The sequence below is a fragment of the Consotaella aegiceratis genome (genome assembly GCF_036541425.1).
Classification (GTDB): Bacteria; Pseudomonadota; Alphaproteobacteria; order Rhizobiales; family Rhizobiaceae; genus Consotaella; species Consotaella aegiceratis.
This window is the reverse complement of record NZ_JAZHFT010000047.1, coordinates 1-15,728: the sequence shown is the minus strand read 5'-3', so window position 1 is coordinate 15,728 and position 15,728 is coordinate 1. Positions and strand designations below refer to the sequence as shown.

Annotated in this window: 16 protein-coding genes, 1 other RNA gene and 1 pseudogene; 10 read left to right on the top strand and 8 right to left on the bottom strand. The window is 64.7% G+C overall.

Annotated elements, in window-relative coordinates:
- Window positions 1-21 precede the first annotated feature (21 nt).
- The 7 genes from SMD10_RS21440 to SMD10_RS21410 all read right to left on the bottom strand — a co-directional run bounded on the left by SMD10_RS21440 (window position 22) and on the right by SMD10_RS21410 (window position 6,107).
- Window positions 22-1,749: a peptidoglycan D,D-transpeptidase FtsI family protein gene (locus SMD10_RS21440; RefSeq protein WP_432757295.1), complete on the bottom strand. Its 1,728-nt coding sequence runs from the start codon at window positions 1,747-1,749 to the stop codon at window positions 22-24.
- Window positions 1,746-2,102: a cell division protein FtsL gene (gene ftsL / locus SMD10_RS21435; RefSeq protein ID WP_331687783.1), complete on the bottom strand. Its 357-nt coding sequence runs from the start codon at window positions 2,100-2,102 to the stop codon at window positions 1,746-1,748. Before ftsL ends, SMD10_RS21440 begins: the two co-directional genes overlap by 4 nt.
- A gap of 5 nt (window positions 2,103-2,107) precedes the next feature.
- Complete coding sequence (rsmH, locus tag SMD10_RS21430) at window positions 2,108-3,139, bottom strand: 16S rRNA (cytosine(1402)-N(4))-methyltransferase RsmH (protein ID WP_331687782.1); 1,032 nt, start codon at window positions 3,137-3,139, stop codon at window positions 2,108-2,110.
- Window positions 3,136-3,597 (bottom strand): division/cell wall cluster transcriptional repressor MraZ, encoded by a 462-nt coding sequence (mraZ, locus tag SMD10_RS21425; protein ID WP_331687781.1) that lies wholly within the window; start codon window positions 3,595-3,597, stop codon window positions 3,136-3,138. The genes rsmH and mraZ overlap by 4 nt, the downstream gene beginning before the upstream one ends.
- 536 nt (window positions 3,598-4,133) lie before the next feature.
- Window positions 4,134-4,571, bottom strand: an RNA gene (gene rnpB / locus SMD10_RS21420) — RNase P RNA component class A.
- Between the two features lie 58 nt (window positions 4,572-4,629).
- Window positions 4,630-5,397, bottom strand: a complete 768-nt coding sequence (locus tag SMD10_RS21415; protein ID WP_331687780.1) for an N-acetylmuramoyl-L-alanine amidase — start codon at window positions 5,395-5,397, stop codon at window positions 4,630-4,632.
- On the bottom strand, window positions 5,394-6,107 hold the full coding sequence (locus tag SMD10_RS21410; protein WP_331687779.1) for a DnaJ family molecular chaperone: 714 nt from the start codon (window positions 6,105-6,107) through the stop codon (window positions 5,394-5,396). The genes SMD10_RS21415 and SMD10_RS21410 overlap by 4 nt, the downstream gene beginning before the upstream one ends.
- Window positions 6,108-6,280: 173 nt before the next feature.
- On the opposite strand from SMD10_RS21410, the gene SMD10_RS21405 reads away from it, so the two are divergent.
- The 6 genes and pseudogenes from SMD10_RS21405 to SMD10_RS21380 all read left to right on the top strand — a co-directional run bounded on the left by SMD10_RS21405 (window position 6,281) and on the right by SMD10_RS21380 (window position 11,984).
- Complete coding sequence (locus tag SMD10_RS21405) at window positions 6,281-6,703, top strand: ester cyclase (RefSeq protein WP_331687778.1); 423 nt, start codon at window positions 6,281-6,283, stop codon at window positions 6,701-6,703.
- 196 nt (window positions 6,704-6,899) lie between these two features.
- On the top strand, window positions 6,900-7,730 hold the full coding sequence (locus SMD10_RS21400) for a glycoside hydrolase family 25 protein (RefSeq protein WP_331687777.1): 831 nt from the start codon (window positions 6,900-6,902) through the stop codon (window positions 7,728-7,730).
- Between the two features lie 83 nt (window positions 7,731-7,813).
- A complete protein-coding gene (locus SMD10_RS21395) occupies window positions 7,814-10,021 on the top strand; it encodes a putative bifunctional diguanylate cyclase/phosphodiesterase (protein WP_331687776.1) in 2,208 nt (735 codons plus the stop codon).
- A 198-nt stretch (window positions 10,022-10,219) separates the two neighbouring features.
- The gene (locus SMD10_RS21390; RefSeq protein ID WP_331687775.1) at window positions 10,220-11,410 is read left to right on the top strand and encodes a lytic murein transglycosylase; all 1,191 of its coding nucleotides are present in this window, start codon (window positions 10,220-10,222) and stop codon (window positions 11,408-11,410) included.
- A 14-nt stretch (window positions 11,411-11,424) separates the two neighbouring features.
- Window positions 11,425-11,724: pseudogene (locus tag SMD10_RS21385) on the top strand (GNAT family N-acetyltransferase); the annotation flags it as partial.
- 44 nt (window positions 11,725-11,768) lie between these two features.
- Window positions 11,769-11,984, top strand: a complete 216-nt coding sequence (locus SMD10_RS21380; protein ID WP_331687799.1) for a GNAT family N-acetyltransferase — start codon at window positions 11,769-11,771, stop codon at window positions 11,982-11,984.
- An 11-nt stretch (window positions 11,985-11,995) separates the two neighbouring features.
- On the opposite strand, the gene SMD10_RS21375 is transcribed toward SMD10_RS21380, so the two are convergent.
- Window positions 11,996-12,235, bottom strand: coding sequence for a YjiS-like domain-containing protein (locus SMD10_RS21375; RefSeq protein ID WP_331687774.1), 240 nt, complete (start codon window positions 12,233-12,235; stop codon window positions 11,996-11,998).
- Window positions 12,236-12,331: 96 nt separating this feature from the next.
- Between SMD10_RS21375 and SMD10_RS21370 the strand changes: the two genes are divergently transcribed.
- The 4 genes from SMD10_RS21370 to SMD10_RS21355 all read left to right on the top strand — a co-directional run bounded on the left by SMD10_RS21370 (window position 12,332) and on the right by SMD10_RS21355 (window position 15,504).
- Entirely contained in the window at window positions 12,332-13,006 is a 675-nt protein-coding gene (locus SMD10_RS21370; protein ID WP_331687773.1) for an ArsR/SmtB family transcription factor, read from the top strand.
- A gap of 86 nt (window positions 13,007-13,092) precedes the next feature.
- The gene (locus tag SMD10_RS21365) at window positions 13,093-13,914 is read left to right on the top strand and encodes an AAC(3) family N-acetyltransferase (RefSeq protein WP_331687772.1); all 822 of its coding nucleotides are present in this window, start codon (window positions 13,093-13,095) and stop codon (window positions 13,912-13,914) included.
- A 71-nt stretch (window positions 13,915-13,985) separates the two neighbouring features.
- Window positions 13,986-14,336, top strand: coding sequence for a YjhX family toxin (locus tag SMD10_RS21360; RefSeq protein WP_432757294.1), 351 nt, complete (start codon window positions 13,986-13,988; stop codon window positions 14,334-14,336).
- Window positions 14,337-14,487: 151 nt separating this feature from the next.
- Window positions 14,488-15,504, top strand: a complete 1,017-nt coding sequence (locus tag SMD10_RS21355) for a ketopantoate reductase family protein (RefSeq protein WP_331687771.1) — start codon at window positions 14,488-14,490, stop codon at window positions 15,502-15,504.
- Window positions 15,505-15,728 lie beyond the last annotated feature (224 nt).

Below are 15,728 nucleotides of genomic sequence, written 5' to 3'. Positions count from 1 at the left end.
CTTTGTGCCCCGTTCTAGCCGTTAATAGGACACGAGCAAGGACTTTCCGCTGTCGCCGAAGTCCGGCTTGACCTTGAGCAGCGGCGCGGCACGGCGGATGATAGCCGCGGCCGTGGGCGCCACGTTCCAACCGGCCGTCGCGTAATATTTGCCAGGTTCCGGCTTGGGCTCGTCCAGCAACACCAGTACGATGTACTGAGGATCGTCCATCGGAAAGCCAGCGACAAACGCGTTGCGCCTCTTGTTGCTGTCATACCGGCCGTTGACCACCTTTTCAGAGGTCCCCGTCTTGGCCCCCACCTTATAGCCCGGAACATCGGCGAAGTTCGCCGTGCCGCGCTGATCGGCGACGTTGAGGCGATACAGGTAGCGCAACTCGTCGCTGGTACGCTTGCTGACGACCTGTGTGGCGATTTTCGCGGCTTCTTCCGGCGTCCGCCGCAGGAAGGTCGGGTTGACTAGATAACCGCCGTTCAGAATCGCGGCGGCCGCGGACGCCGTCTGCAGCGGCGTCGTCATTACGCCATGACCGAAGGCGATGGTGACCGAATTGATCTTCTTCCACACCTTTGGCTGGCCGGGCGTGGCAACCTCGGGCAGCTCGGTGTGCATGCGAGACAGCAGTCCGAGTTTTTCCAGGAATGCCTTATGGCCCTCGATGCCGACTTTCTCGGCCTCCAGCGCCGAGCCGATGTTCGACGAATAGATGAAGACCTCCGGCACAGAGATGCGCGGCGGATGACGGTCATAGTCGTGAATGGCGAAACCATCGATGCGCAACGGATGCGAGGCGTCGAAGGTATCGTTCATCGTGAACAGACCCGAATCGAGCGCCATCGCCGTGGTGAAGGTCTTGAAGGTCGATCCCATCTCGTAGGTACCGGCCGTCATTCTGTTCATGTTTTCCGGCTTCAGCGCATCCGCTGGATCGTTGGAATCGAAGTCCGGTAGCGAGCACATCGCGATGACCTCGCCGGTCTTGGCATCGAGAATGATGCCGCCCCCGGCGATCGCGCGATAGCGTTGTATCGCCGCGACCAATTCGTCACGCACGATATGCTGCACCCGCAGGTCGAGCGACAGCTGGACCGGCGCGAGGTCCGTGTCGACGTTGAGGCCGGCGCTGCGCAACGCGCTATAGCCGGCATCGTCGACGTACTTCTCCATGCCGGCGATGCCCTGGTTGTCGACGTTGACGAAACCAACGACATGAGCGGCGGTAGAGCCGCCGGGATAAAAGCGCTTCTTCTCGGTGCGGAAGCCGATGCCCGGAATGCCCAGCGCGAGGATGTCCTGCTGCTGGCGCGGCGTCAGTTCGCGCTTCAACCAGGCGAAGCCCGCATCGCCCGAGAGGCGGGTGTGCAGAATCTTGGCGTCGAGGTCGGGCAGCACGGTGCGCAGAAGCTCGGTCGCCTCGTCCGCATCGACGATGCGGCGCGGCTCGGCATACAGCGACGCCGTCTTGATGTCGGTCGCCAGAACCTCTCCGTTGCGATCGAGCAGATCGGGACGCGCCGCCATCATCTGGCTCTGAGCGGCGCGGTAGCCGCTGGCCCCGGCCGGCGTCATGCCCCACATGACCATGCGGCCGCCGATGACGGCATAGACCGCACAAAAAAGACCGACGGCAATGACGAAGCGGCCGCGATTCTTCGCGGTAGCCGGACCACTCCGGCTGCGGCGGGTCGCCATCATCAGCGTCTCGGCTTCCTCGCCGCTCTCACGGCACTGCTTGATGAAGTTGATCATCGCACCACGCTCTCGGAACTGTCGGCATAGCCGCCGAGCACGTCATTGGGATTGGGAATGAGGTTGATCGGCTGTGCCGGAAGCTCATCCGGCTCGACGATCTGGTCGGGGCGCATTGGTTCGAGACCGAGATCGGCCGAATAGGTTTCGACCAGGCGCTGCAGCCGATCGGGCTGATTGAGCAGGCTCCAGTCGGCCTCCAGGAGGGCGATCGTGTCGCGTTCCTGTCCGATCTGGTGCTGGACGGCGTCGAGATGCTCCTCGACCGCTTCGGCCTCGTGCTTGATCTTGTAGGTCCAGGCCGCCGCCGAGATCATCACGGCGATCAGGACGATGTCGAGTGTTCTCAGCATGGCTGTCAGGTCCCCGAATGTGGCAGTGCGGCAAGCGCCGGCAGGTCGATGAAAGAGAGCGCATCGGCGCGCGCGGGTGCCTGGCTGCGCGTTCCCCAGCGCAGCTTGGCGGAGCGGGCACGCGGATTGACTTCGCTCTCTTCGGTCGAGGCGGAAAACGCCTTGTGGCTGGCCTCGAAGGTTGCAGGATGCGGCGAGACTTCCGGAAGATGACGCGAGCCGCCGCCGGCGCCCGAGCGATCGCGGAAGAAGCGCTTGACGATCCGGTCTTCCAGCGAATGGAAGGTCACCACGACGAGGCGGCCGCCCGGCTTGAGCACGCGCTCTGCGGCGGCCAGCGCGCGAACGAGTTCGCCCAGTTCGTCGTTGACGTAGATGCGCAGCGCCTGAAACGTCCGCGTCGCCGGGTCGATGCGGTCCTTGGGCGAGCGGCCCAGGACCTTGCCGACGAGTTGGGCCAGGTCGAGGGTGCGCTCGAACGGCCGTTCGGAACGGCGGGCCTCGATGGCCCTAGCGATACGCCCGGCCTGGCGCTCCTCGCCCAGAAAGGACAGAACGCGCGCGAGGTCTCCGACCTTCAGATGATTGACGACGTCGGCAGCGCTCGGCCCAAGCCGTCCCATGCGCATGTCGAGCGGTCCGTCCTTCTGAAAGGAGAAGCCGCGCTCGGCCTGGTCGATCTGCATGGAGGAAACGCCGATATCGAAAACCACGCCATCGACGAGATGGCCGACAGTGTCCTCGACGTGGCGGTCAAGGTCGCCGAAACGCCCTTCGACCAGCCGCAGCCGGCCGTTCGAGGCCTCGACGAGCGGACCGGCGGCCTCAATGGCCGTGGGATCGCGATCGATGGCCAGAACCTCGGCCCCCGCCGCCAGAAAGGCGCCGCTATAGCCGCCGCCCCCAAACGTGCCGTCGACGATGAACTGGCCGGACGCTGGCGCCAGGACTTCAAGCACCGCAGGCAAAAGCACCGGAATGTGACGGACCGGTCCGCCACCGGCGGAAGCCTCGTTTCCGCCGTTGCCCGCCATCATTCCGGTGTACTCTGAGACACGCCTCGGGAGGACTGCCGCGCAATCATGCGCTGCCGCATTTCTGCCCTGTAGGCCTCGAAGCGGGACGGCTCCCAAAGCTGGAAGTAGTCCCGGCGCCCGACAAAGAGGACGCGATCTGTAATGCCCGTGTGGGCCCGGATGAAATCGTTCACAGTGATCCGGCCTTCCGGGTCGAACTTCAGATAGGTGCCGTCGCCATAGGCCAGGAGCGACAGGTCGTCGTAGGCCTGACTGAACGGCGCCTCTTCCTCCATCCAACGCTCGTACTGCGTGAGAAGGTCGTCGCCACCCACATCGATCGCCGGATGTACGATCGACTGCAGCGCATAGAGATCGGTGATGTCGCGTGCCGCCAGCACCTGCCGGAAGGGCGCGGGTACGGAAACCCGCCCCTTGGAGTCGACATTGTTGACGATGCTGGAGAGAAACCGGCGCATCAAACGGAGCGCCCGATCGCGCGAACAGACTCCGCCTCATCAACACCCCCGCTCGGCCGGCAAAATGGTGACACACGCGTACCCATGAGGCGTCCACATCAATGTGCGCCCTACCGCCCTCGAATCCGCCGAGGGTGCGCCAATCTGTTCTCGGAAGAAGCCGATTTGGCCTCGCTGATCGTGGCGAAGGGATAGCATGGGCGACTATGGGCGTCAATGGGAGGAGCCCCCACGGCTCGGCAAGCAACATCTCATTCCATTTATAATTTGTCAGTCTTAACGCACTCTTAAAATTGCACTTTTCGGGTTATACCAGGAGTGGACGCGAGGTCGGCACGGGACCGTCACAAACCCCTGTTGCAGGACGGTGAAAGTCGCTCTCCAGACAGCAAAAATCTTTTGATTATCGGCTATTAAAGGAAATCGATCAGTTCGACTGAAAGTCTTGCTCGCGGCTATTTCGTCGCGACTAACGATTCTCCCATGCCATCCCACGGATTGGGCTTGGCCACTGTCGCCGTCTTGCGAAGGAGGTGAGTACCAGCCGGCCTATAAGCCGGGTTCTGTGGTGCAGCCCTCAGGCTGCCCGGCGGCCATTCATCTGGGACGCCGCTTGCGCGACGCCTCGAGCAACCTACCCGGACGACCGGCCCGGAGGCAGGCTGGCGGCCGAAGCCGCCGCGTCGTCCCTATTCGGTCTTGCTCCCGGTGGGGTTTGCCGTGCCGCTCCTGTCGCCAGTCGCGCGGTGGGCTCTTACCCCACCGTTTCACCCTCACCCCGCCAATGCTGCGGCTCGGCCTTCGTACCGCTTGAGCGGAGAGCCGCAGGATAGGCGGGGCGGTCTGTTCTCTGTGGCACTTTCCCTGGGGTCGCCCCCGCCGGGCGTTACCCGGCACCGTGTCTCCGTGGAGCCCGGACTTTCCTCCCCTGCCGTCTTTCGACATTGGACAGGAGCGGCCGCCCGGCCGGCTGGCGCCCGTCAAGTGACGAAGGCCGCCTTCGCTGTCAAGCGAAATGACCGTCCGCCCGCGCTATCCGTCGCCGAACGGCGATTGCGGCAGCGCCGCCAGCAGGTGATGCAGCGTGGTGACGGTGGAGGCATCCGCTACGCCATCCACGCGCGCGGGCCGGAAATGCCGCTGGAAGGCGATCGTGACATCCCGCGTGGCCTCGTCGAAAGCGCCGCCGATCTCGACATCGTAGCCATAGGCCGCCAGCATCGACTGGAAAGCCTCGACCGGCAGCCCGGCATCGCCCAGGCCGAAGAACCGGCCGTCCCCCAGCGGCTCGGGCCTGACCCAATGACCGACACCGGCACGGTGAAGGTCCTCCCAGGGAAACAGTTCGCCAGGGTCTTTCTTGCGGGCCGGCGCCACGTCGGAGTGGGCGAGCACGTTCTCGGCCGCAATCGACCAGCGTTCGCCGCATTCCCGACAAAGCGCGGCCACCGCCGCGATCTGTGCCGGCGGAAAGCCGCGATAGTCCGCGCCGTGCCCCGGATTGACGATCTCGATGCCGATCGAGCGGGAGTTGATGTCGGCGCGCCCGCGCCACGTGCCGGCTCCGGCGTGCCAAGCCCGCCGCTCCTCTCGCACCAGCTGGAGAATGCCGCCATCCTCGTGCACGAGATAATGGCAGGACACTTCGGCGGCGGGATCGCACAAGCGATCGATCGCCACCGCGGCGCTCGCCATGCCGGTGTAATGCAACAGGATCATATCCGGCCGCGCCGCGCCGCGCCGTTCGCCGTGGTTGGGCGAAGCGACGATCTCCGTCACCAGCGGGCTGTCGGGTCTCATACGGCAGCGGCCTTGGCAACCGTGTCGTAGGCATGGTTGATGGCCTTCATGCGCTCCGTGGCGATCGCCAGAAACTCCTTCGGCACGCCGCGTGCGACGAGCCGATCCGGATGGTTTTCGCGCACCAGTTCCAGATAGCGCCGGCGGATCGCGTCGGGCGGGTCGCGCGGGTCGACGCCGAGAATGGCGTAGGCCTGGCCGTCTCCGGCCGTATGGCGCAGCCTGATCTGCTCGAACGCGTCCTCGTCGAGGCCGAAGATCTCGGCGATGCGGGCCAGAAAGGCGATCTCGCGCTCGTGCACCAGGCCGTCCGCCTTGGCGATGTGGAACAGCCCGTCGAGCACGTCGCCCAACAGCGTGCAGTCGCCGCCGCAGTCCTGGCAGAGCGAGGCCACCCGGCCGGCATAGGCTTCGAAGCCCGCCGTGTCCTGCTTGGCAAGGTCGTAGAGCCGGAAGACGTTGCGCATCTCGTCGGCGGGGATCGAGAAGATCTGCTGAAACGCCATGACCTCGGCGGGCGTGACCACGCCATCGGCCTTCGCCATCTTGGCGGAGAGCGCGATCATGGCGATCGAAAAGGCGACGCGGCGCCGGGTTTCACGGTCGCCGGAAAAGGCGGAGCGCACGGCTTCGACGACCGCGCCCAGCGTTTCCCGTCCTTGCCCGTGAAGGTCGCGCAGAACTTCGGCGAGCCTGGCAAGAGCCTCCATGACATCCTCCAGAGATGGCGAACAGATGCGCCGGTCCGCCGGCTCATGACGAGCCAAGCTTCGGGCATCGCCTTTTTTCAAGACTTGCTTCGTAGGGCAAGCGGGGAAACGATACCACAGGTGGGATCGCGCCCCACTGGAGCAAGAGCCGCGCGGCGCGGGAGGATCGGAAGATGGACAGGTCGGCCCTAGAGTCAATCGCCGCACGCTGGATAAGCCTTTGGCAGGGCACATCCCTCCTCGATGCCTTCGACGACCTCCACGCGCCCGACTTCATCGATCACGATTCCGCCAACCGTGCGAACGACCGTGACGGTTTCAAGGCGGGGCTCGAGTCTCTTTACGCCGCCTTTCCGGATTTTTGCGCCTCGATCGACGTCATGATGGTGGACGAAGAGCGCCAACTCGTCGCCCTACGATGGACGGCGCTCGGTCGCCACGCCGGCCCCTTCATGGGGTTCGCGCCCAGCGGTCGAGTGATCCGGTTTACCGGAATCGAGATCATCCGCATCGACGATGGTCGGATCGCGGACCGATGGGGCGAATGGAACGAAGGCGCCCTGCTCCATCAACTGGCACCAGCGGACGTCTCATGAAGGGTGCGCCCCGAACGCGGCCCAGGACCGCGGCATTGTGTCCGGTTTCGCGCAAGGTCGGCCACAAGATCGCCATCGCACGACCGCAATCTGACGCATCGGATGAGGGGATTCATCGATCCTTAACCCTATCGCGGACAGCCTGACGGCCTCGCCAGCCGTTCGCGGCTCACGCTCAAGGAGTGCGCACTCGATCATGATGCCGATCTCGGCCCGCCGCACGACCACTTCTGCGCCGCCGCTCGCGCGGTCTCGGACGCAGCGCCGTCTTCGCGGGTGGATCGCCGGGCTCGCGACGGCGATCGCCGTTGGACTGGCCGGCTGCACCAGTGCATCCTTCGATGCGGACACGCTCGGCCTGTCCGAATTCCATTCGGCCTCGGTCTACGACTATCCGGTCCACGGCATCGACGTCGCCAAATATCAGGGTCCGATCGACTGGAGCGCAGCCAAGCGCGCGGGCGTCACCTTCGCTTACCTCAAGGCGACCGAGGGGGGCGACCGTGTCGACGATCGTTTCGCCGAAAACTGGGCCGGTGCCAAAAAGGCCGGCATCGCGCGCGGCGCCTATCATTTTTTCTATCTCTGCCGTCCGGGCATCGAGCAGGCGCGCTGGTTCATCCGCAATGTGCCGAAGGACGAGGACGCCCTGCCCCCCGTGCTCGACGTGGAATGGACGCCGGATTCTCCGACCTGCACGCGCCGGCCGCCGCGCGACGAACTGGTCAAGGAAATGTCCGATTTTCTCGACGCGCTCGAAGATTACTACGGCGTCAAGCCGATCATCTACGTGCCGATCGACGTTCATCGCGAACGCCTCGTCGGCGCCTTTCCACGCCACGAGTTCTGGCTGAGGGCAGTCGCCGACCATCCCCTCAACGTCTATGAGAACCGCAGCTTCCGGTTCTGGCAGTGGACCGGCACGGGAACGGTGCCCGGTGTCGCAGGCGAGGTCGACCGCAACGTCTTCGCCGGCTCGAAGAGCGACTGGGAGAAGTGGCTCAAAGCGCAGCGGGCGAGGTCGTGACCGGTTCCCCTCAACACTTTCCGGATTCGGCGTAAGCCTTTGTTGGTGATGGATTCTCTATTGTGGAAGCAGTGGAGAATTTCATGTCCCAAACGAAGAAAGCCCTTAACTCAATCTCTCAGCAGGCCGCCTGGATCGCGGGCGCGGCGGCATTGATGGCGTTTGGGTTCGTTCTCGTATTCGGATGGTGGGGCGTTCAGACCATCGATGGCAACGCGTTGGAATTCGAAAAGCGGCTCGTCCAATCGGGTCTCGACGACCTTGAAGCCCGTATCCCGCGGGCACAGGCCACTTCGACCATCTGGAGCGAAGCCGTCCTTGAGGCGCGCGCCGGCAACGGCGAATGGCTCGATGACAATCTCGTCCAATGGCTGGGCTCCTACTACGGCTTCGAGCGCGTCTACCTGCTCGATGCGGCCGACCGTCCGGTCCGGGCGGCCCGTGACGGCAAACCGGCAGCCGATGTGACCTACCAAGAGGATGAACCGGCCCTGGCCCCGCTGGTGAACAGGCTGCGCGCGCGCATGGCCGAAGCGGCGAATTCGACCGAAGCCATCACCGAGATGGGCGTACAGGACTACGTCACCTTTGCCGATGGCCGTGTCGCCATAGTCAGCGTCCGACCGCTCGTCCCCGAAGCGGGAGACCCGGCACAGCAGCCCGGCACCGAATTCGTCCATATCGTCGCGGCGACCATCGACGGCGATATGACCGCGGAACTCGTCGAGCGGTTTGGGTTGCAACGTCTCGTCTTTGCCGACAAAGAATTGTCGACGACCGACGCCCATCTGCCCGTTCTAAACGGAGCGGGACAGGTCGTCGGATACCTCAATTGGGAGCCACACAGACCAGCTTCCGACCTTATTCGGCATATCGCTCCAGCGGCCTCCGCGGTCCTGGGCGCCTTGGTGCTGGTGGTTTTGCTGTTGCTCGACAAACTTCATCGGACGTCGAGCTCCCTCGAGGTCAGCGAGGCCCATGCCAAGCACATCGCCTTTCACGACGCCCTGACCAACATTCCCAATCGCGCTCTTTTCGAGGACCGCATCTCGCAGGCGCTCGCTCGAGGCAAACGCTCGGGCGGAGCGATCGCGCTGCATTATGTCGATCTCGACCGGTTCAAGCACGTCAACGACACGCTCGGCCATCCGGCGGGCGATCGTTTGCTGGTCCAGGTGTCGCAACGGCTGACCGCTCTCGTGCGGGAGGTCGACACCGTGGCTCGTCTCGGCGGCGACGAGTTCGCCGTGATTCAGGTCGACGACGTGAGCGACACGGCGGCCGAACAGCTCGCCGCGCGGATCATCGAGGCGCTGGACAAGCCCTTCGACCTTTTGGGCGACGAGGCCACCATCGGCGCCAGCGTCGGTATCGCCGTGTCGTTGCCCTCCGACACGCCGGAGGAGATGATGCGCAAGGCCGACATCGCGCTGTATCAGGCGAAGGAAAACGGCCGCGGACGCTTCCAGCTTTTCTTCAGCGACATGAACGAGATCGTCCGGCAACGTCGGAAGATCGAGCGGGATCTGCGGTCGGCCTTGCAGTCACCCTCACCTGTCGACCAAGGGCTGCGTCTCGTCTATCAGCCGATCTATTGCGGGCTCTCCGGAAGGCTGATCGGGGCGGAAGGACTGCTACGCTGGGGTCATCCGATTCATGGCGCGCTGGGGCCTGAAGCCATCGTCGCCGTCGCCGAAGACAGGGGATTGATCGATCCGCTCGGACTATGGGTGTTGGGCAGGGCTTGCGAAATGGCCGCGGCATCGGACGTGCCCTGGATCGCCGTCAACGTGTCCCCCCTGCAGTTCCGCGACGGTCGCTTGTGCGACAAGGTCATGGCCACGATCGAAAAGCACGGCATCGAGGCCGGGCGGATCCAGATCGAAATCACCGAGGGCCTGCTGTTGCAGAATTCGCCCGTGGTTCAGACCTGCCTTCGCGAGCTGCGAAAAAGCGGCATTCGCGTGGCGCTAGACGATTTCGGTACCGGCTATTCCTCTATCAGCTATCTTCGAACCTATGGCATCGACAAGCTGAAGATCGACCGGTCGTTCGTCCGCCAGTTGGGCGCGAACGACGACATCGACAGCATCGTCGAGGCGATCGTCGGATTGGCCCGTGCCATGAACATCCAGGTCACAGCGGAAGGCGTGGAAAGCCTAGCTCAGCGCAACCGTCTGGTCGATCTCGGCTGTGACGAGTTGCAGGGGTTTCTGATGAGCCGACCGATCGAGGCGGAGGAGTTTCGTGCCCTGCTGGCAAACGGCGGTGGCGCCCGCCTCGCCCTTTAGCGTCGTCGGACGGGAAGAAACGACCCGATCCGTGTCGTCGCACCCGTATAGCCGGCTCTGTCCGTCTGCGCGTTCCGCCATATTTTGGCGTTGCCGCGCCGTGAACAGGCCCGTTAACGTCGGGCGACATCTTCAAATTGCCGCACTATCACCTCATCAGCGCGGTCGTGCCGTTCGAACCAAGGATTGAAGCTCCCAATGACCGCTCTGCGCCTTGCCGCCGCCCTCGCCGCTTTCATGGGATCCGCGTCCGTGGCCGCGGCCCAACCCGTGCAATGCGGCGGCGATTTCAACCTGTTTCTGCAAGGCGTGGGCGCGGAAGCCGAGGTCAACGGCGTGCCCGAGGCCAAGGTGACGGAAGCGCTGTCGCGCATGCATCTCGACCAGAAGGTCTTGTCGCGCGATCGCAGCCAGGGGGTGTTCACCCAGACCTGGAAGGAGTTTTCCAGCCGGATGGTCTCGGGCAACCGGCTGACGCGCGGTAAGCAGATGCTGCAGAAGTATGCCAGCACCTTCAGCCAGGTGGAGGCGGAGACCGGCGTGCCCGGCCCCGTCATCACCGCCTTTTGGGGTCTGGAAACCGATTTCGGCGCCGTGCTCGGCGACTTCGACACTCTGCCGGCGCTCGCGACCTTGGCGCACGACTGCCGGCGCCCGGAGATCTTCCGGCCGCATCTGATCGCCGCGATCAAGCTCTATGCGCGAGGGGACCTGCCGCCTTCCGAGATGAAGGGCGCCTGGGCCGGCGAGATCGGCCAGACGCAGCTCCTGCCCGAGGACTATCTGGCCTATGGCACGGACGCCAACGGCAACGGCCGCGTCGATCTCAGGAACGACGTACAGGACGTGCTGGCCACGACTGGCAAGTTCATCCGCTCCCTCGGCTGGCGGCCGGGCGAACCCTGGCTGGAAGAAGTGCGGGTGCCTTCGAACTTTCCGTGGGAGCGCGCCGCGCTCGTCTCCAAGGAACCCCGCTCGGCCTTCGCCGCGCTCGGCGTGACCAAGGCCAACGGCTCGCCGCTGCCGAACGACGCCATGCCGGCCGCGCTCGTTCTGCCGATGGGTCGCGGGGGGCCCGCCTTCCTCGCCTATCCGAATTTCGACGTCTATCTGGAATGGAACAAGTCGCTGGTCTATTCGCTGACCGCCGCCTATTTCGCCACCCGGCTGGATGGCGCCCCGGCGGTCACCTGGGGTAATCCGGAACAGGGTCTGTCGGGCGATCAGATGAAGCAGCTCCAGCAGCGCCTGGCGTCGCGTGGCTATGACGTGGGCGACGTCGACGGCATTCTGGGCGAAAAGACGCGCGATGCGGTGCGCCAGGAGCAGATCCGGCTCGGGCTGCCGGCCGACGGCTGGCCGACGCCTGCCCTGCTTCGCGGTCTCTGAGAACCGGCAGGCGCATGAACGGGAGCGACACCATTCCGGGTCCGACAGAGGCTATCCATCTGGAGACTGAACGGTTGGTGCTCGATGCCCATCGGATCGAGGATTTCGAGGCACTGGTCGAGATGTGGCGCGATCCGAACGTGATGCGCTACATTTCGAGCCAGCCCTCCTCGGACCAGGACACCTGGATGCGCCTGCTGCGCTATCGCGGATTGTGGCCGCTGCTCGGCTTCGGCAATTGGGCGGTTACGGAAAAGGCCAGCGGACGCTTCGTCGGCGACGTCGGGTTTGCCGATTTTCACCGGCCGGTCGAGCCGTCCATCCGCGGCATTCCCGAAGCGGGCTGGGTGCTGGCCTCGTGGGCTCACGGCCAAAAGGCTTCGCCAGCGAAGCCCTCGGCGCCGCCCTCGCCTGGCTCGACGGCAAGACCGAGCATGAACAATCCGTCTGCCTCATCGCCCCGGCCAACGCTGCCTCGCTGCGCCTGGCGCGCAAGTTCGGCTATGGCGAAGACCAGACGGTCGAGTTCAAGGGCGAGCCCACTCTGCTGCTGACCCGCCGACGCGCCGGCTGAACTTCACCGATTCAGTCCAGATGGAAGGACCGGCGCCCCTCCTTTCGGGCTTCGGCTCGCGTGAGGCCGATGTCGCGCAGCTGATGGTCCGATAGATCTAGCAGCGCGCGTCGCGATCGGCGCAGCCGGCGCTGCCGGCCAAGCCACGCCCATATCCAGTGGAGTCGTGTCCGCGCCGCGCCCGGCAGAACGGCTCGTCGAGCCGATCCATCGGCATTCGCTATCCGATCTCGCGTCCATCCATCCGTCATCGTCTGCATCTCCGTTGCAACGGTCGATCGCTAGCACGTTGCTTGACGTCGATGGTTCGGCTATGATCGAAGTGTGATTGCAGAGGACGTCGAACGATGAAGGATGGACCTTCGATTGCGGCCGTCGCCGCGCTGATCGGCGACCCGGCCCGCGCCAACATGTTGACAGCGCTATTGGACGGCCGGGCGCTCACCGTGAGCGAACTGGCGGAGGCCGCCGGGGTAACGCTGCCGACCGCCAGCGGCCATCTCGCCAAGCTCGAAGGGGCGGGTTTGCTCGCCGCCATCAAGCAGGGACGCCATCGCTATTTCAGGCTGTCCGATTCCGACGTCGCCGAAGTGCTCGAAGGTCTGACGGGGCTGGCGCAGCGCACTGGCGCCGCTCGGGTTCGCACCGGGCCGCGCGACGAGGCAATGCGCACCGCGCGCGTCTGTTACGACCACCTCGCCGGCACCCGGGGTGTGGCCATGATGGACGGGCTGATGGCCAAGGGCGTGCTGTCGGACGGGCCGGATCCCGTCCTCACCGACGACGGGCGCGGCTTCTTCGCGGAACTTGGCTTCGACATCGAGACTATGGCCAGGGGACGCCGCCCGCTCTGCCGCCGCTGTCTCGACTGGAGCGAACGGCGCAGCCATCTGGGCGGCGCACTGGGCGCCGGACTGCTGGACTGGACACTCGCCCAGGGCTGGGCGCAGCGCGGCGAAGGCCGCGTCATCGCCTTCAACGCGAAGGGCGAGCAGGCCTTCGGCGAGCTGTTCGGGGCCTGACGTCTCGCCACAAGGGTGCCGGCACGATGCCCGGCGCCCGAGCGGCAAACCCGTCCCACCCCACAGCGGCATAAAGGAACGCGGCGATGCCCGACCGCTTGAGACGGCAGTTGATCGATCTCGGACTTCAGGCGAGCGACATCGTCATGGTCCATGCCTCGCTACGCGCATTCGGACGCGGGCACGGAACGGCCGACGATTTGATCCAGGCCATTCTCGACGCCATCGCACCGGACGGGGCGATGATGATGTATGCCGGATGCGAGAGCCCGTTCGACGAGATCGGACGCGGCCGCTGGAGCCTTGACGAAGAGAAGCGAATTCTGCGGAACTGCCCCGCCTTCGATCCCGCGACGGCGCGAGCCTGCCCGGATCACGGCGCCCTCGCCGAGTTGTTTCGGCGATATCCGGGCACGGTTTGCAGCCACCATGTCGGCTGGCGGATGGCCGCCAACGGCGACCGCGCCGCGTGGCTGACCGACGATCATCCGCTGAACTATGGCGCGGGCGCCGGATCGCCGCTGCATAAGCTCGTCCAGGCGGGTGGCAAGGTTCTGCTGATCGGATCGGATCGGGACGCCGTCACGCTCCTCCATCACGCCGAGGACATGACCGCCGTTCCGGACAAGAAGACGGTTCATATCAAGGTTCCCCTGGCCATCGACGGCCGACGGGAATGGCTCGAGATCGAGGAGAACAATTCCTCCACAGGGATCCGGGATTGGCCGGATCGATTCTTCGCCTCGATCGTGGAGGGCTTTGCCCGGCGATATGCCGCCCCGAGCGGCCGGGTCGGCGCAGCCGAAGCATTGCTGCTCGATGCGCGTCTTCTGGTCGGCTACGCGATGGCCGTAATGGAGGTCGAGGCCGCGAAGCTCGATCTTGCCAAGAGCGAGCGATCAGCCTAGACGCTGGGGCGCCTCACCCATCTTGGGAACGTTGATGTCAGGGATTGTGGGAACCCGCTGAGCGTCTCGGTTTGACGAGACCGCTCGAAGCGTTTGCCGGAGCCGACGAGGAGTCGGGGCCGCTGGCGACGCTCGCCCCGGTTTCCACGACAGGTCCCAAATCCATGAACATCTCGCGAGGCGAGCAGCGCGTATTGCACGTGCTCGCCAAGGGCGGCTTCATCCGCTACGAGCGCCGCGACAACGGCAAGATCACCGACATCGAGTGCTACACCCGAGACGGCTACCGGCTGCTCGACTGCACGCCCGACGTCTTCTCCAGGCTCAGGCGCAAGCGCCTGATCGAATCGCGATCCTCCCAGCCTTACCGGATCAACCGGCGAGGCCGCGAGGCGGTGCGTTCCCAGAGCGACAATCGATGATCCTTCGGGCCGCCCTCGACATTCGGGTGGCGGCCCGTTTCGCCCTGACTGAAATCGAAATTGCGCAGCGAGCCGATGTGGACTTGATCCGGCCGCCGCTTGCCTGAAAGAATGGCGGCACTGCCATCGCCATCAGAACAGGCCTTTCGCCTTGCCCCAGCAAAACATCTGCATCTTCGGCGCCGGCGCGATCGGCGGTGCCCTGGCCGTCCGCCTCATGCATCTGGATGATTCGCAACGGCCGAACGTCTCTGTCGTCGCGCGCGGCGCCCATCTTGCCGCGATCCGCGAGCGCGGGCTGCGTATCGAGGTCGGAGACCCGCCGGATGCGATGATGGCGCGGCCGCATGCCGTCGAACATGCGTCCGAACTCGGTCCCCAGGATCTCGTCTTCGTCACGCTGAAAGGCCATCAGTTGTCCGCCGCCTGCGACGATATCGTTTCGCTGCTCGGGCCGAAGACGAGGCTCGTTCTGATCCAGAACGGTATCCCGTGGTGGTATTTCCACGGCGATCGCGACAGCGGCTTCGAAGACCGGCCGATCGAGATGCTCGACCCTGACGGCCGTCTCTGGGAGACGATCGGCCCGGAGCGCGTGATCGCGGGGGTCGCCTATCAGGGCGCCCAGATGATCGCGCCCGGCACTGTCCAGTTGGCGGGCATCGGCCGCTTCATCTTCGGCGAGCCGTCTGGAGCAATGACAGGGGATCTCGCCGCGATCGTCGATCTGGTCGGCAGCGCCGGATGGACCGTCACGGCCAGCCCGCGCATCCGAGATACGATTTGGACGAAACTGCAGGGCAACGCCTCTTTCAACCCGCTGAGCGCGCTGACCCGCTCGACCATGGACGAGTTGCTGCGACCGACGATGGTCGACGTTGCGCGCGAGATCATGCACGAGGTGCGGGCCGTGGCCGAAGCGCTCGGCGCGCATGTCGACGGGTCGGCCGAGGAGCGCATCGTCTCCAACGGCGGCGTTGGCCGGGTGAAGACGTCGATGCTTCAGGACCTCGAGCTTGGGCGACGGCTGGAATTCGTGCCGATCACGGCGGCCGTTTGTGCCCTCGCCAAGATGGTCTCGGTCAAAACGCCGATCAACGACACGGTGCTCGCGCTGATTTCGCAGCTCGACAAGACGCTGGCCGAAGCCTCAGAACCTGGAGCATGATCCCGAAAAGGGGGAACCGGTTTTCGGAAAAGATCATGCAAAAACCGGAGACTGGAGCGGGATGATGAGCGCAGCTCATCTCATCACGCTCTAGTATTACAGTTGCATATTTATTTGAATGATGATTCTCTGCCGGTTTGGTTAGTTTGGCAGGGAGTGGTCATAATGTCTGTCGCGGAATGGACAGGGACGCTGATTGATTGGCGGCGGGCGTTGGAGGAACT

Bases quoted from the DNA above. Each gene is read 5' to 3' on its own strand.
- SMD10_RS21440 (WP_432757295.1), bottom strand. From the start codon at position 1,749: ATGATCAACTTCATCAAGCAGTGCCGTGAGAGCGGCGAGGAAGCCGAG.
- ftsL (WP_331687783.1), bottom strand. From the start codon at position 2,102: ATGCTGAGAACACTCGACATCGTCCTGATCGCCGTGATGATCTCGGCG.
- rsmH (WP_331687782.1), bottom strand. From the start codon at position 3,139: ATGATGGCGGGCAACGGCGGAAACGAGGCTTCCGCCGGTGGCGGACCG.
- mraZ (WP_331687781.1), bottom strand. From the start codon at position 3,597: ATGCGCCGGTTTCTCTCCAGCATCGTCAACAATGTCGACTCCAAGGGG.
- SMD10_RS21415 (WP_331687780.1), bottom strand. From the start codon at position 5,397: ATGAGACCCGACAGCCCGCTGGTGACGGAGATCGTCGCTTCGCCCAAC.
- SMD10_RS21410 (WP_331687779.1), bottom strand. From the start codon at position 6,107: ATGGAGGCTCTTGCCAGGCTCGCCGAAGTTCTGCGCGACCTTCACGGG.
- SMD10_RS21405 (WP_331687778.1), top strand. From the start codon at position 6,281: ATGGACAGGTCGGCCCTAGAGTCAATCGCCGCACGCTGGATAAGCCTT.
- SMD10_RS21400 (WP_331687777.1), top strand. From the start codon at position 6,900: ATGATGCCGATCTCGGCCCGCCGCACGACCACTTCTGCGCCGCCGCTC.
- SMD10_RS21395 (WP_331687776.1), top strand. From the start codon at position 7,814: ATGTCCCAAACGAAGAAAGCCCTTAACTCAATCTCTCAGCAGGCCGCC.
- SMD10_RS21390 (WP_331687775.1), top strand. From the start codon at position 10,220: ATGACCGCTCTGCGCCTTGCCGCCGCCCTCGCCGCTTTCATGGGATCC.
- SMD10_RS21375 (WP_331687774.1), bottom strand. From the start codon at position 12,235: ATGACGGATGGATGGACGCGAGATCGGATAGCGAATGCCGATGGATCG.
- SMD10_RS21370 (WP_331687773.1), top strand. From the start codon at position 12,332: ATGAAGGATGGACCTTCGATTGCGGCCGTCGCCGCGCTGATCGGCGAC.
- SMD10_RS21365 (WP_331687772.1), top strand. From the start codon at position 13,093: ATGCCCGACCGCTTGAGACGGCAGTTGATCGATCTCGGACTTCAGGCG.